A 14525-nucleotide genomic window follows, 5' to 3' on the forward strand; every position below is an offset into this window, starting at 1 on the left:
GAGCGCCGCGCACCCCGTCCTCCGCCCGCTCCCACCGTCTGGAACCACCATGTCCGGCAAGCACCAGGCCCCTACAGCCACCGTGAAGTTCCCCCACCGCAGCAGGCGCGGCATCCTGCTCGGACTGACCGCCCCGCAGCTGCTCGTCGCCGGCCTCACCGGCCTTCTCCTTCTCGCCGTCGTCCTCACCCGCGGCGTGGTCGGCGCCCTCCAGCTCATCCCACTGTGGGCCGTCATCGCCCTGTTCGTCTTCGTCCGCCACCGTGGCCGTGCCCTGGCGGACTGGGCTCCGATCGTCACCCGCTACGTCCTGCGCCGGATGCGCGGCCAGCTCGTCTGGCTCACCCGGCCCTCCCGTCGGCCGACCCGCGAAGGACTCCTCCACCTTCCCGGCACCGCCGCCAGCCTGCGCGTGGTCACCGCCCCCGACGGCCGGTACGGTGCGGTCCACGATCCCCACAGCGGCACGCTGACCGCCGTGGTCAAGGTCTCCTCCCGCGCCTACGCGCTGCTCGACCCGGGCACCCAGCAGGCCAACGTCAACGGCTGGGGACGCGCGCTGGCCGCGCTGGCCCGTACCGGGCAGATCGCCCGCATCCAGGTGATCGAGCGCACCGTCCCGGACTCCGGCGACGCGCTTCGCCGCTACTGGGAAGAGCACGGCCGACCCCACGCCCCCATGGCCGGCACGATCTACAGCGAGCTGATCCAGAGCGCGGGCCCGGCGGCGGCACCCCACGAGGCATACGTCGCGGTAGCGCTGGACGCCAAGGCCGCGCGACGGCTGATCAACCAGGCCGGCGGTGGCCTGACCGGCTCCTTCAGCGTCCTGGCGCAGCTGACCTCCACCTTCGACCAGGCCGCGAGGACCGCCGGGCTCAACCCCACCGGCTGGCTCACCGCCCGCGAGATCGCCGCCGTCGTGCGCACCGCCTACGACCCCAAGGCCCTCACGGCGCTGGACCGGTGGTCCACCGCCGGCCGTCCCGAGGCCGAGCCCGCCGCCGCCGGACCCGTCGTGGTCGTCGAGAAGGCGGACCACATCGCGACCGACTCGGCTGTCCACGCCACGTACTGGGTGGAGAACTGGCCGAGGACCGAAACGTCGGCCGGCTTCCTGCACCAGCTCCTGTTCACCGGCGGCGTCCGGCGCACACTGTCGCTCTCCTACGAGCCGAAGGGACTGGACGCCGCACTGCGCGACGTCCAGCGCAAGAAGGCCAGCGTGATCGCCGATGCCGCCGAGCGGGCCCGGCGCGGCCAGGTCGACTCCGAGGCGGACTCGATCGAGTACCAGGACATCAAGTCCCGCGAGCGCCAGCTCATCGCGGGCCACGCCGATGTCGCCCTGACCGGCCTGCTGACCGTCTCGGCCGACTCCGAGGACGAACTCCGCTCCGCTTGCGCAGTCGTGGAGACCGCCGCCGTCGGCGCCCAGCTCGACGTCCGGCCGCTGACCTGGCAGCAGGCCGAAGCGTTCACCGCCGCCGCCCTGCCGCTCGCGCTCTCCGCCTGACGCCGGCCCTTCCCTCTCCTCGAAAGAGCACCCCCATGTCCCGCACCGCCAGCCCGACCGCGCAGGACTTCGTGCCCTTCGCCACCGCCGCGCTCGACTTCCACCGCGCGCTCAACCTCCCCGGCGGCCCGCTCGTCACCAGCCGGGCCGAACTGGACGCCCTGCACGCGCATCTCGTCTCGGTGCACGGGCTGCTCGACGCCCACGCCCTCCGCGTCGGTCAGCTCGTACCGATCGAAGGTGACCAGCTTCGCGCCGCCCGCACCCGCATCTGGCAGGCCGCCGACCACGTCCACGCCGCCTACCACGCGGCGCCCCGGCCGGATTCGGGCGAGGTGCCCGAACCCGAGGCTTGCCAGGCCGGCCTGCCCGAAGGGGCACCGGAGCTGACCATCTGCCAGCGCCACCAACGCGCCGCACACCTGGTCCGTCGCCGTACCACCCCGGCCGAGCTGCACACGCCGTTCACCGGCCTCGTCCGCCGCTGACCCCATCACCTGCCTGGAGAAACGTTCATGCCCCGCACCCGCGCCAGCGCCTCTCCCCTGTACGTGCCGCACAACGCTTCGCGGGCCCAACAGAGGGCCGCCCGAGCCGGATTCGCCGAGGCCCGCCGCCAGGCGCGCCTCGCCGGAACACCGCCCAAGCACCGCGCCGAGCAAACCCTCGACCCAGAGCTGCGGCCGACCTACCCGCCGACCGGTCGTCCCGGTCCGGCCTCGGCCCGGGGCGGCAAGCTCCGCCTGCCCGCCCACCGGATGACCACCGCCACCGCTTCGGGGGCCTACCCCTTCGTGGCCGAAGGCGGCCTGGGGGCGGAGGGCATCTTCATCGGCCGCGACGTCCACGCCGAAGCCGCCTTCTGTTTCGATCCGTTCTCGCTGTACAGCAGCGGCCGGATCGAGGGCTTCACGAACCCCAACGCAGTCCTCGCCGGGATCATCGGCATGGGCAAGTCCGCGCTGGCGAAGTCCATCGCCACCCGGTCCATCGCCCATGGCTACCGGATCTACATCCCCTGCGACCCGAAGGGCGAGTGGACCGGCGTCGCACAGGCTCTCGGCGGCTACAGCATCGCCCTGGGCCCCGGCCTCCCGGGTCGGCTGAACCCGCTGGACGCGCCGGCCCGGCCCGCCTCCGTCAGCGAGGACGACTGGGGGACCGAGGTCCGAAAGCGCCGGCTGCTGCTCCTGGCCAGCCTGGCGCGCACCGTCCTGAAGCGCGACCTGTTGCCGATGGAGCACACCGCCCTCGACCTCGCGCTCGACCTGGTCGTCGCCGAGGCCACCGCCCGGGGCACCGTGCCGCTCCTCGGAGAGATCGCGCACGCCCTCGGCTCGCCCGAACACCTCGACCGAGCCCTCGGCCACCAGGCCCGACACCTCGGGTCGGCCGCCCAGGACCTCGCGCACGCCCTGCGCCGCCTGGTACACGGCGACCTCAGCGGCATGTTCGACGCCCCCTCGACGGTGGCCTTCGACCCGACCGCGCCGATGCTGTCCATCGACCTCTCCCGCCTCGGCGGCTCCGGAGACGACACCGCCCTGGTCTTGGCCATGACCTGCGCCTCGGCATGGATGGAGAGCGCTCTGTCCGATCCGGACGGGGGTCGGCGCTGGGTGATCTACGACGAGGCGTGGCGACTGATGAGGCACGTGGGTCTTTTGGAGCGCATGCAGTCCCAGTGGAAGCTCAGCCGGGGTCTCGGCATTGCAAACCTCATGGTCATCCACCGGCTCAGCGATCTGCTCTCGGCGGGCGATGCCGGTTCGCGCGGCCGGGTGCTGGCCGAGGGCCTCCTGGCCGACTGCTCCACCCGCATCATCTACCGCCAGGAGCCCGACCAGCTCGACGCTGCCGCTTCCCTACTCGGCCTGACCGGCGTCGAGACCCAGGCGGTGTCCGCCCTGACCAAGGGCCGGGGCCTGTGGAAAGTCGCGGGCCGGTCCTTCATCACGCAGCACATCCTCCACCCGGCCGAACGCGAACTGTTCGACACCGACGCCCGCATGTCGGCATAGGGCCTGTCCGGAGGACCGATCATGTCTGCTTCTCCCAGTTCTCCCGGCCTGGCCGAGAACCGGCCGCCGGCGGCCACCGACCGTCTGGCGTGGCGGAGGCACATCCCGGCGCTGGCCTCCGACGCCGCCGAGATCAGGCAGGCGTCCGACGCCTGGGACGCGGTCTCGGACTCCTTCTGCGACGGCGACGGCTGGCCCGTCGACGAGCAGGGATACGAGGACGGCAAGGTCAAACGCGACGCCGAGGCGTGGAAACACGTGGAGGTCTTCCTCGACCACGGTCCCGAGGTCTTGGCCGGCGTCCGCGCCGCCCCCCGTGGTGCCGACTACGTCGAGGGGCCGGCCAGCGAAGACCTCCGCCGACTGCGCGGGATCGACACCACCCTGGAACGGGCAGGACAACTCCAGCGCGAGTGGGACCAGATCATGGCCCTCATGGACGCCTCACTCCCCGGCTCCCGGAAGCTCTACGAGAGCCAGGCGGAGGAGGACCGCAACTCCGACGGCTGGCACTACGCCGACGAGTTGTCCATCCGTGGCCCGGCCCTCGTACGGGCCGCCGCCTGGTTGGCCGAGCGGACCGCGAACAGTCCTCGCGGACCGAACAGGCACGGGTAGCCCTCGCCCGATCCGCCTCCGGCCGGCGCGGGTCCCTGCCCGCTTCTCCTCCGGCGCCACCGGCACCCGGCCCGCCGGTGCCGGGGCGCTCCCGCTGACGCCCGTAGCACCGAGTCCCGGTGGGACCAAACCTTCCGACCGCCAGATCCTCGTGGACCACCGCCCGCCCAGCACCACGTGCCCGCAGCCTGCGCCACCGACCGCTGGAACACCCCACCACGGAGAAAACCCGTTCACCAGCACAACCCCCTGACCACCTTCGAGCGAGAGGGACCACACATCACCGCGTGGACCAGCACCACCTCCTCGCCTGCCGTCTCCGAGGATCCGAAAGACGATCACCGGTACGGCCACCTCACCGCTCCCCTCCGCCAACGCGGCCTGGAGGTCACCGTCGAGTACGGCCTGAGCGACTACATCGTCCACGCCGCCCTCCCCGACGGCAGTTCGCTGATCATCTCGCCGCCGCAGGAACCACCCAGCAAGGACCCCGAGTTCCCCGAGAGCTGGACGGCGATCCGCCACCGGGACACCGGGCCCTCGGTGTACGAAGAGATCTACGACTCGGAACCCGGCGGCCCCCACGCCCGGTACGGCGGGAGCGTCCCGAGTCTGCTCGCCGCCGTCGACGCACGCCTGGACCAGGTCGGCGTGCCGCCACGCCCCGAGCAGCAGCGCTCCTCACAGGAGCGCGTCGCCGACGCCGTGCTCCACCGTGCGGGTTTCATCACCGCCGTCTCATTCGACGGGGAGCGCTACCACCGGCTGCCCACGGCCATGACCGATCCGACCGAGCAGCGGCGGGCGGTGACCCGGGCCTTCACTGCGCTGCAGGACGAGGGGTTCACCGTCCTATGCGACTCGGCCCCGCTCACGTCCAAGGGCCGAAGTCCGATAGACCGAACCGCCCTGCCGGCCTCTACTCAGCCACGGGTGAGCGCTGCTCTCGCGCCCTCGCCGACGGCCGGACCACGCACGGTCCGCACGCGCCTGGCGACGGACCCTCCCCCACGTCCCGTGCTTCCACCCGCACGTCCCTCCACCACCCCTGGTCGCTGATCTCTTCCCGTCTCGGAGTACGCCGCATGCCTCTCACCAGCAGAACCGTTCCGGCCTCGCCCTCCCTCGTCATCGAGCCCGCACTGGATGGATCAGCCGTGTTGCCCACCTCCGCCGAAGAACTGCTTGCCGACGTCACCGTCGGCCGCCACCCCGACTACGGCATCGTCGCCGCGAACCCCAAGAACCTCGCCGCCGGCACCTGGATGCTGGAGCGGCTCGAGTTCCGCCCCGTCCTGAGCGAGCCGACCCTGTACGCCCTGACCGACCAGCAGCGTGACGGGCAGGGCCGCGCCACCCGGGCCGTCGCGCTGCTGCGCAATGCCGGCTTCCGGGTCGACACGGACGCCGTGTTCAACCCCTCCCTGGTACCCGGCGCGGGGCCCGTCCCGTCCCGGGCTCCGCACGCCGAGCCCGATGTCGCATTCGCCGAACATCCGCGGCTCGGCATCGTCGGGGCCATCGACAGCCGCGCCTCCGGACTCACCGGACTCGCCCTGGTCGAAAACGGCTGGCGGCACGATCGCCGCCTGGACATCTACACGCTGCCCGGCGCCAGCCGCGACGAGGCCCTGGGGAAGGTCGCCGACGCCACGCTGACCCTGCACCGTTCCGGGGTCCAGGTTGCGGTGCAGCCCCGCCTCGCCCAGGACGTAGCGGCCCGCCACCGCCCCGCGCCCGCCTCGTCCCGCGACCGTATCCACGGCGCTGGCCGTAGTTCTCCGATCGTGGCCGCCGCGCTCGCCGCCAGCCCGGCTCTCGCCAGTCTCCCCGGCAATGCATCGGTGTCGGCTCCCGCCACCTCCGCCGCGGCGGCCCGGCCGGTCGACCCGCGCATCGCGTTCACCCGCGACCGCTGACCCAACTCCCGTAAGGAATAGCTCCCATGGCCGTGAAAACCATCTGGCCGATCAACCACTCATGCGGCCACAAGGCCGACCGTGACCTGTCCAACCGGCCGGCCGACCGCCGCGCGGGCTTCGCCGAGTGGCTCGCCAGCCAGGAGTGCAACGACTGTTGGCGCGCCTCCAACGAGAACAGCGGGCAGGACAAGGCCGCCTGGGTGAAGGCCAAACGTGCGGAGGAGCAGGCCGAGTCCGAAGCCTGGTCACAGCAGTACCGGATGCCTCCGCTGGAGGGAACCGAGCGCGCCGTCCCCTGGGGTGTGCGCTGCCGCCACCAGATCCTGGCCGCCGCCTACACCGCCCTGGTCGTCGAAGGCGAAACCACCGAGCAGAAGTGGGAGGAGATCGAGGAGACCGCTCGCACCATCACCCGCGCCGGATGGTGGATCGACCAGCGTTCCTCCGAACCTGTCGACCTAACCGAGCTGCTCCAGGCAGCCACTGACGCCGACCGGCCCAGCGAGAACCCCTACTTCTAGCTGTCCGGTGCCTCCCCGCCCACCAAGGCCAGGGGCCGGGCGAGCGGGGCTTCTATCAGGGATCCCCGGCCGGGCCAAATCCCGAATCCGGCGGATTCTCTCCCTGTTGGCCCGGTCTCCAGGGCCCTCGTTTCTTCCTTCTCTTTCGAGGTAGACGCCGTGATCGCCCACCTGCAGCGCGTCAGCGACACCGCTGGCCTGCTCGCGTATCTGTACGGGCCGGGTGAACGCGGTGCCCATGTCAGCCCCCGGCTGATCGCTGGCGACAATCACGGGGCGCCGATCGAGCTGCTCGCCGAGCCGGGCTCGCTGTCCTACCTGGCCCATGCACTTGACGCTCCGGTCAAGCGGCTCGGGGCCCCGGCTCCCGTCCGGCCGACGTGGGTCTGCTCGGTCCGTTCCGTTCCTCACCGGCCGGACCTCACCGACGCGCAGTGGGCCGTCGTCGCCCGCCGGTTGGTGTCCGCCGTCGGGATCGCACCGGAGGGCGATCCGGATGCCTGCCGGTGGATCGCCCTGCGCAACCAGCCCCGTCAGGTACACGTCGTGGCCACCCTCGCCCGTGAGGACGGCGGCCTGCACGAGGGGTATCGCGACGCCTTCCGCCTCCAGACCGAGTGCCGCCGCATCGCGGCCGAGCTGGGGCACCTGCCCACCGCACCCCATCCGACCTTCCGTGCCCAGGAGACTTCTGTGCCTGCCCCTCTCATTACCATCTCCTCCGAGGCCAGCGGCAGTGTCGTGGCAAAGGGCGCCAATGATGATCTTTCCGCGATGATCCTCAAGCACGCCGGCTTCCGGCAGATCGAGGACTGGCACGGACGGCGCCACCGGCTTCCCACCACCACCGCGGTCGCCGACCGAGTCGCCATCGCCAGCCACGCGGCCGAGATGCTCCGCGCCGCCCGTTACGGAGTCGATCTCGCTCCTTCCCTGGACGTGGCCCGGATGAGTATTCCGGCGAATCCCCTTGGGCCCTACGCCGCCGGAGCCGCCCTCCTTCAGATCACGGACCGCATCAGGTCGGCCGAGAACGGGGCGGACCTTCGGCAAGCGGTCGGCCAGCTCCTTCACCCCGAGCACGGGGCCGTGGAACGTGTCCGGGAAGCGCTGGAGGCAGCGAGCGAACACTTCACCGACCTCGACGACGAGGCGTACGCGCTGGCTGACCGGTTCGGCTTCGCGGCGGAGTTCGTCAGCTCGGCGCAGTCGGAACTCGTCGACTCGGAGGACGAGCTGTGTCGTGTCGGCGGCCCGTCCCGGTCCCAGACCGAGACGCGGACGCGGTCCTCGGATCTGTCTGCTTCCCAGAACGCGGCGTTGGCCGTATCGCCCGCGGCGGCCGAGGCCGGCTCGGTCTTCGGTATCGAGTTCACGGACGCTCGTGCAGCTGCGCGCCCGCCGCGTGCCTCCGGTCCTCGGCGGTGATCGGGTGTTCTCCTCGTCCGCTCCATCCGCCAGCCTGTCGTGTACGCGTTTCGTGCGGCGTCACCGCCGGCAGCCCCGCCGCCCGCGAACGGCTCTCGTCCCTCGCCGACAGCCTGCCGGTGACACCGTGACTCCGCCGCCTCTGCCTTCCGGCACCAGACCCAGGACCGTTCCTGCGGGTGGAGCACGTGTGCCACGTGCTCCACCCGGCCTGGCCAGCCAGCACCATCAACTCACGGAGGAACCCTGCCCGAGTTCTACTCCAGCATCGGCGAGGCCGTCGGCGCCGCGACGCAACACAACATCCGGCTCGCCCACCGCAGCGTGGCACCGAGCTCCGAAAAGCCGCTGCAGGTCCGACACCTGCCCAGCGCTTCCGCCGACCCGTACTCCGTCCCCGGGATGATCGCCCGTCTCACCGACGACGCAACACCCGACGAGGTCGCCGGCATCATCGAGGAGGTCAACGGTGCGCTGGTCGGCGCTCTGCCTCAGCTGACCGAACTCGTCGCCGCTGCCGCCGACTGGACCCGTGTCCGTCTGGCGTTCGACGACCCGCACCACAACCCCGTCTTCGAGACCTGGACGCGACTGGCCGCCGCCCACGTCATGCTCCAGAACGTTCAGGAGCAGCTGGCAGCCACCGAGGACGGGATCGCCGCGTGCCCTGCCGAGCGGACCGACCCCCGATTCCACGACAGTGTCAACGTCCTGCGGACCCGGGAACTACCCGATGACGTCCTCGGATCCGACACGGTCTCCGCAGCGCCTTCCGGCCGGGATCCGGACGCCGACCGCCGCCGTGGCGCCCGTCGTTCCACGCCGCAGACCGGCCCCCGACAACCGTCGTCGCCGCCCGGGACCGAAGAAGTCCCGGCGCGCACCCCACCGGTCCGCGCTCCAGAAGGGCCCTCCATGGCCAACCTCGCCGACACCCACGGCACCGACGTCGAGATCTTCCCCCGGACCGATGACTTGGTCTGGGCCGACTGCCGGACCGGCCTGCCCGAATCGGCCCACCGCATCCTGCGCTCCTGTGGGTTCGCCGCCCCAGGCGACCCGGGCGATCCCGCCTTCTACAGCCTCGCGTCGCACATCATCGGCCCGGACCGGCAGCTCGCCTCCTCCTCTGCCGCGAGCATGCTCGCCGACCTGGGGTACCACGTCGCGATCGACCCGTCCCTGGCCGTCGGCTACGTCGGCGAGACCGTCAGCCCCGAGGCCCGACGGCTGGCCGCTGCCCGCCAGGTCTCCCCCACGGCGGCTGAGACCAACACAGCCACCAGCGCCCCGCCGTCCACCGCGCCGCCCCAGTCCGCGGCACACGCCGCCCCCCGCTTCCAATGCAGCGTTCCGTTCGATCCGCAAGGAGTAGGCCCGTGAGCTGTACGAGAGCCGAGCGCGCCCCGCCCCGCCCGCTCGCACCCCAAGGAACCACCCGTGCCTTCCCCGCGTACCAGTGCGCCGTCGACCACGACCGGCTCCGACGCGCTCCTCTATCTCCTGTTCGGCGTCCTCGGTGCCGCCATGGCCTTTGGCTCCCTCGCCTGGCTGACCGGCAACCTCACCAACTCCCTCGTCGGAAGCGGCCCGTGGGCCCCATTCCGCGCCACCGACGCCCTGCTGCACCCCGAGGCTCTGTGGCCGGCCCTGACTTCCACCGCGCTGCTCATCGGCGTCCGCGTCGTCCCCGGCCTGCTCACCCTGGCGCTGATCACCACCGGCCTGGTGCTGTGGCTGTGCTGGCGCTCCGGCGCTAGGACCGGTCTCGCCCGCAAGGGCGACCTGGCGCCGCTGCTGGACAAGGAGATCACCGCCAAGGCGATGAGCCTTCGGCCGTCCCTGAATGGCCGGGGGTGTAAAAGAGGTCGCTCCCGCCGACCGCGGCATCCTGCTCGGCACCCTTGCCCCCAGTCGCGTCGAGGTCCGCGCGTCCTGGGAGGACGTGATCGTCGCGATCATGGCCCCGCGCTCCGGCAAGACGTCCGGCCTCGCGATCCCCGCGATCCTCGCGGCTCCCGGCCCGGTCCTGCTCACCAGCAACAAGGCTGCGAACGACGCGTTCACCGCCACGGTGGACGCCCGAGCCGAGGTCGGCACGGTGTGGACCCTGGATCCCCAGCAGATCGCCCACCATCCACGCGAGATGTGGTGGGACATCCTGGCCGACGCCCGTGACCTTGCCGGGGCGAAGCGGCTGGCCGGGCACTTCGTCGCGGCGAGCGTGGACGAGTCGAGCGGCTCCGACTTCTGGTCCACCGCCGCGACCAACACGCTCGGCGCCCTGTTCCTGGCCGCCGCAAGCCATCGGCGGCCGATCACCGACGTGCTGGCCTGGCTCGCCTCCCCCGCCGATCGGACCCCGGTCGACCTGCTCACCGACGCCGGCCACGACGCGGTCGCCGCCCAGCTCCAGGGAACCGTCTCCGGCGCGACCGAGACCCGCGACGGCATCTATGAGACGGCGAGGCAGTACGCGAGCTGCCTGCTCGACCCGGACGTCGCCGCCTGGGTCACCCCGAGCAAGGACCGCCCCGAGTTCAGGCCCCTCGCCTTCGCCACCTCCCGCGACACGCTGTACCTGCTGAGCAAGGACGGCGGAGGCAGCGCGTCCGCGATCATCGCGGCGGCGGCCGACGCCATGATGCGCGCGGCCGTGATCGTCGCCGAGCGCTCCGGCGGACGGCTCGACCCGCCCGCCCTGTGCGTCCTCGACGAGGCCGCCAACGTGTGCCGCATCAGCGACCTCCCGGACCTGTACAGCCACCTGGGCAGCCGGGGCGTCATCCCGATGACGATCCTGCAGTCCTACCGGCAAGGCCAGCGGTGCTGGGGCGAGGCCGGGATGGACGCCCTCTGGTCCGCCGCCACCGTCAAGATCGTCGGCTCGGGCATCGATGACGCCGACTTTGCCGACCGCCTCAGCCGACAGGTCGGTGACCACGACGTCCAGACCGTCTCGGTCTCGACAAGCGAGAGCGGCAAGTCCACCTCGGTGAGCATGCGCACCGAACGCATCCTGCCGCCCGACGCGATCCGCGCCCTGCCCAAGGGCAAGGTGCTGCTACTGGCCACCGGTCTGCGCATCGCCATGCTCAGCATCCGGCCCTGGTACAAGGAACCCTCCGCCAAGGTGGTCGGGCCGGCCTCCGCCCGCGCCACGAAGGCGATCACCGAGCGGGCCCTGGCGAAGACCGTCGGCCACGACGATTTCGGGCTGTCGGCATGAGCGCGCCCACGCCGCGTTCCGCGCGGCTCGCGCAGTCGCCGGCCGTCCTGCGCGAGGGCCGATGGTGGCTGGTCGCCGATGCCGGGTCGGTTCCCGTCACCGATCCCGCGTTCACCACCGTGCTGGACGGCTTCGCCGAGGCGGTGGCCGCCGCCGACCGGGCGGTCGCCGATCTGCGTGCCCGGCCGAGTGAGCCGTCCGCTTCCAACACGCGAGGTCGTCGATGAACCCGCTTCTGAAGGCCGAGCAGGCGGTCCTCGGCGCGGTGCTGCTCGACCCGGGCCAGCTCTCACACCTGGAGTGGCTCACGCCGGATCGCTTCTACCGGCCAGCCCACCAGGCGCTGTTCGCCGCGCTGCTCAAGCTCCGAGGCAATGGCCACCCCGCGGTGGAGGGCGAGGGGCCGGTGCCGCTGTCGTGGGTGACCGACGCGGTCGCCGAGGCCGGCCTCCATGTCCGGGGATTGACCGCGTCGTACGCTCATCTCCTGGTCTCGGCCTGTCCGCGTCCGGCGCACGCTCCGGTGTACGGCCGCATGGTGCTGGAGGGCGCGATCCATCGCACCGTCGCCCAGCACGCGATCCGCCTTCACCAGGAAGCTCGCGCGGGCGCTGTGCGAGGCGAGGTCGAGGGAGCGCTGCACCACACGGACGTCCTGACGGGGGTACTCACCGATCTCGCCCGGCGGTGGGGCACCGAACCGCGCCCTGTCGCGCCCGCGACATCGCAGGCCCCCGACCCGCCTGCCCTTCCGCCGGCTCAGGCCGATCAGGTTGCCGAGGACGAGGAGTTCCTTCTGTCCGTCCTCGTCGAGCGGCCGGGGGCCATGGGTGAGGTGGTGGACTGGCTGCGTCCCGGGGATTTCGCCGACCCAGTCCACGGGCAGCTCTACCAGTGCCTCGGGGCGCTGCACCACCGGGGCGAGCCCATCGACCGGATCACCCTGCTCTGGGAGGCACAGCGGCGCGGCCTGCTGGCCGACGGCACGCTGTCGGAAGACCGGTTCACCGCCATCTGCGACGGCGTGGGGGCCGGTGACGCCGAGTGGCTCGGCAAGCAGGTGATGCGCTCCTCCCTCACGCGCACCGCAGTCGCCACCGCCCACGCCGTCCGCGCGCTTGCCGAGGACGAGGTCCTGGCCCCTGGACGGCTCATCAACCACGCCCTGTACGCGCTCGGCCCACTCGACGAGGTCCGCGCCCGCTGGCAGACCGCAAACGGCCAGCCGGCTTCACGGGCGCCAGCCACCGCTACATCCCCATGCGGGCCGCCGGCGGCGCGGGTGCACGCGGCCCTCACCCGCAGTACGCCGCGCGCCGCCCCGTCTCCACCGGGCCGGCTCGATCCCGGGCCTACCCCCACCGCCGCACGCCAGCGCTCGCGCAACCACAGCTGACACCCCTGTTCGCCGCTCCTCCTCATGTACGGGAATTCATGGTGACCACGAACCCCCTCGCCGACGCTCTGGCCATACGCGCCACGGCCTCGGCCTTCGACGCCCAGCGCGGCAAGCTCCCGGTCCCCGGCGACCCTCACCGCCTCCCCAGCAGCGTCGCCGTCGCCCAGCAGATCTCCGAACTCGGCAAACTGATCACCGAGCTGGGCGACGAGGTCCTCCTCCGCACCGCAAACAGGGAACACAGCTCTCGTACTTCCCTAGCCGTGTCCAGCTTCTCCGCCGCCGTACGGCCCGCCGGTGAGGCGGCAGCCGCCCTCGGGGAAGTGGCCCAGCAGCTCGCGTTCCTGGAGCGGACCGAGCACCTGCACGACCGGCCCGACAGCCGGGATGCCCGGGAAGCGGCGGGGCGGGTAATCGACGAGGCGCTCGGGACGGCGGACACGGCCCTGCGGGAGGCCGCCGACTCCCTGCACGCCGCCTCGACGACGGTCTCGCCGCCGTCCTCACGGCTCCGGGCCGCCCTCGGCCGGACCACCACCCCCGTGTACGAGGCCGTACCGGCTACCCCCACAGCACCGGCACCGGCGACGGCTCTCGCGCCCCGGCACGTACGGGGCCGGTGACATGTCCGCCATCGTCTCCCGCCCTCCGCTGATCGGGTCGCTCTGCTCCGGGTACGGCGGCCTCGACCTGGGCGTGCAGTCCGCTCTCGGCGGCGCGCTTGCCTGGCACGCGGAGGTCGACCCGAACGCCTCGCGCATCCTGGCCCGCCACTGGCCCGGCGTCCCCGATCTGGGCGACATCACGACCGTCGACTGGTCCACCGTCCCCCGGGTATGCGTCCTGACGGCCGGCTTCCCCTGTCAAAGACGTCTCGGTCGCCGGCCGCCGGGCCGGACTCAACTCCCAGACCCGATCGGGGCTGTGGCTGCACGTCGCCCGTGCGGTCGAGGCCCTCCGACCCTGCTTGGTAGTGATCGAGAATGTGCGCGGCCTCCTCACCTCCCCCGCCGGTTCCCCTGGCGACGTGGAACCCTGCCCGTGATGTCTGGGAGACACCGCAGGTCAGCCTCCTCTGCGGGCACTCGGTGCCGTACTCGGATCCCTGGCCGATCTCCGGTACGACGCGAAATGGCTCGTGCTTCGCGCCTCTGACATCGGAGCCCCGCACCGGCGCGAGCGGACCTTCCTCACGGCCTGGCCCGCCGGAGACCCTGCTCAAGACGCCGACCAGCAACATCGGCAAGAACGGCGGCTCCCAGCACCCGGCCAAGAGGAAGAGCGGGGGCCACGGCCCGAACCTGGCCGACGAGGTCGAGTGGCTCCTGCTGCCGACCCCGAAGGCGTCGGCCGGAATCAAGGGCTCACCCAACCAGCGGCACGGCAATGGGGACATGACCCTGCCCAGTGCGGCGGCATCGCTGTTGCCCACACCGAGGGCCAGCGACACGGGCACCCCGGGCCGTCGCCCCGGCAAGGGGTGGCGACCTCCCCTGTCGGCGGTGGTCCTGCCGCTGTGGGCGGAGCCGTCCCGGGAAACCGAGGAGTCGAGCCGCGATGGGGACCGTACGCAGGCGCCATCACCCGATGGGAGACACGCACCCGCCCCGCGCCGGCGCCCACCGACGCGGCCGGTCGGCTCCGTGCCGACTTCGTCGAGTGGATGCAGGGCCTCGACGCCGGCTGGGTCACCGCCACTCCGGGACTCGGACGCCCGGCTCAGCTCACCGCGCTCGGCAACGGCGTCGTTCCCCAACAGGCCGCTCGGGCTCTGCAGTTGCTGGCACCTCCGTTCCCGCGCTGTCCGCGCTGCGCGGCCGGGTAGCGGCTCCCTACCGGGATTTCCCGGCCGGGCCAAACCACGGATTATC

Annotated in this window: 12 protein-coding genes and 3 pseudogenes; all 15 read left to right on the forward strand. The window is 72.0% G+C overall.

Annotated elements, in window-relative coordinates:
* The first annotated feature begins 49 nt into the window (after window positions 1-49).
* On the forward strand, window positions 50-1516 hold the full coding sequence (locus IE311_RS24515) for an SCO6880 family protein (RefSeq protein WP_189833951.1): 1467 nt from the start codon (window positions 50-52) through the stop codon (window positions 1514-1516).
* A gap of 35 nt (window positions 1517-1551) precedes the next feature.
* Window positions 1552-2004, forward strand: coding sequence for a DUF6238 family protein (locus IE311_RS24520; protein ID WP_189833952.1), 453 nt, complete (start codon window positions 1552-1554; stop codon window positions 2002-2004).
* A gap of 27 nt (window positions 2005-2031) precedes the next feature.
* Window positions 2032-3537 carry an ATP-binding protein gene (locus IE311_RS24525; protein WP_189833953.1) on the forward strand — a complete coding sequence of 502 codons (1506 nt, stop codon included), beginning with the start codon at window positions 2032-2034 and terminating at the stop codon, window positions 3535-3537.
* A 21-nt stretch (window positions 3538-3558) separates the two neighbouring features.
* Window positions 3559-4155, forward strand: coding sequence for a hypothetical protein (locus IE311_RS24530; protein WP_229902125.1), 597 nt, complete (start codon window positions 3559-3561; stop codon window positions 4153-4155).
* A 177-nt stretch (window positions 4156-4332) separates the two neighbouring features.
* Window positions 4333-5214: a hypothetical protein gene (locus IE311_RS36815; protein ID WP_229902126.1), complete on the forward strand. Its 882-nt coding sequence runs from the start codon at window positions 4333-4335 to the stop codon at window positions 5212-5214.
* A gap of 98 nt (window positions 5215-5312) precedes the next feature.
* Window positions 5313-6074, forward strand: a complete 762-nt coding sequence (locus tag IE311_RS24540; RefSeq protein ID WP_229902127.1) for a hypothetical protein — start codon at window positions 5313-5315, stop codon at window positions 6072-6074.
* Between the two features lie 26 nt (window positions 6075-6100).
* On the forward strand, window positions 6101-6598 hold the full coding sequence (locus IE311_RS24545) for a hypothetical protein (RefSeq protein ID WP_189833954.1): 498 nt from the start codon (window positions 6101-6103) through the stop codon (window positions 6596-6598).
* Between the two features lie 159 nt (window positions 6599-6757).
* Window positions 6758-8026, forward strand: a complete 1269-nt coding sequence (locus tag IE311_RS36820; protein WP_229902128.1) for a hypothetical protein — start codon at window positions 6758-6760, stop codon at window positions 8024-8026.
* 402 nt (window positions 8027-8428) lie between these two features.
* Window positions 8429-9409 (forward strand): hypothetical protein, encoded by a 981-nt coding sequence (locus IE311_RS24555; protein WP_229902129.1) that lies wholly within the window; start codon window positions 8429-8431, stop codon window positions 9407-9409.
* 57 nt (window positions 9410-9466) lie between these two features.
* Window positions 9467-11255 (forward strand): annotated as a pseudogene (locus tag IE311_RS24560) (type IV secretory system conjugative DNA transfer family protein).
* On the forward strand, window positions 11252-11482 hold the full coding sequence (locus IE311_RS24565; RefSeq protein WP_189833955.1) for a hypothetical protein: 231 nt from the start codon (window positions 11252-11254) through the stop codon (window positions 11480-11482). Before IE311_RS24560 ends, IE311_RS24565 begins: the two are co-directional and overlap by 4 nt.
* Window positions 11479-12651, forward strand: a complete 1173-nt coding sequence (locus IE311_RS24570; protein WP_189833956.1) for a DnaB-like helicase N-terminal domain-containing protein — start codon at window positions 11479-11481, stop codon at window positions 12649-12651. The genes IE311_RS24565 and IE311_RS24570 overlap by 4 nt, the downstream gene beginning before the upstream one ends.
* Window positions 12652-12689: 38 nt before the next feature.
* Window positions 12690-13277: a hypothetical protein gene (locus IE311_RS24575; RefSeq protein ID WP_189833957.1), complete on the forward strand. Its 588-nt coding sequence runs from the start codon at window positions 12690-12692 to the stop codon at window positions 13275-13277.
* Between the two features lies 1 nt (window position 13278).
* A pseudogene (locus IE311_RS37120) lies at window positions 13279-13452 on the forward strand (DNA cytosine methyltransferase); the annotation flags it as partial.
* 121 nt (window positions 13453-13573) lie between these two features.
* Window positions 13574-14479 (forward strand): annotated as a pseudogene (locus IE311_RS24580) (DNA cytosine methyltransferase); the annotation flags it as partial.
* Window positions 14480-14525 lie beyond the last annotated feature (46 nt).

The organism is Streptomyces zaomyceticus (assembly GCF_014656215.1).
In the GTDB taxonomy this organism is placed as follows: domain Bacteria; phylum Actinomycetota; class Actinomycetes; order Streptomycetales; family Streptomycetaceae; genus Streptomyces; species Streptomyces zaomyceticus.

Coding starts and splice junctions, on each gene's coding strand:
- IE311_RS24515 (WP_189833951.1), top strand. CDS start 50: ATGTCCGGCAAGCACCAGGCCCCTACAGCCACCGTGAAGTTCCCCCAC.
- IE311_RS24520 (WP_189833952.1), top strand. CDS start 1,552: ATGTCCCGCACCGCCAGCCCGACCGCGCAGGACTTCGTGCCCTTCGCC.
- IE311_RS24525 (WP_189833953.1), top strand. CDS start 2,032: ATGCCCCGCACCCGCGCCAGCGCCTCTCCCCTGTACGTGCCGCACAAC.
- IE311_RS24530 (WP_229902125.1), top strand. CDS start 3,559: ATGTCTGCTTCTCCCAGTTCTCCCGGCCTGGCCGAGAACCGGCCGCCG.
- IE311_RS24545 (WP_189833954.1), top strand. CDS start 6,101: ATGGCCGTGAAAACCATCTGGCCGATCAACCACTCATGCGGCCACAAG.
- IE311_RS24555 (WP_229902129.1), top strand. CDS start 8,429: ATGATCGCCCGTCTCACCGACGACGCAACACCCGACGAGGTCGCCGGC.
- IE311_RS24565 (WP_189833955.1), top strand. CDS start 11,252: ATGAGCGCGCCCACGCCGCGTTCCGCGCGGCTCGCGCAGTCGCCGGCC.
- IE311_RS24570 (WP_189833956.1), top strand. CDS start 11,479: ATGAACCCGCTTCTGAAGGCCGAGCAGGCGGTCCTCGGCGCGGTGCTG.
- IE311_RS24575 (WP_189833957.1), top strand. CDS start 12,690: ATGGTGACCACGAACCCCCTCGCCGACGCTCTGGCCATACGCGCCACG.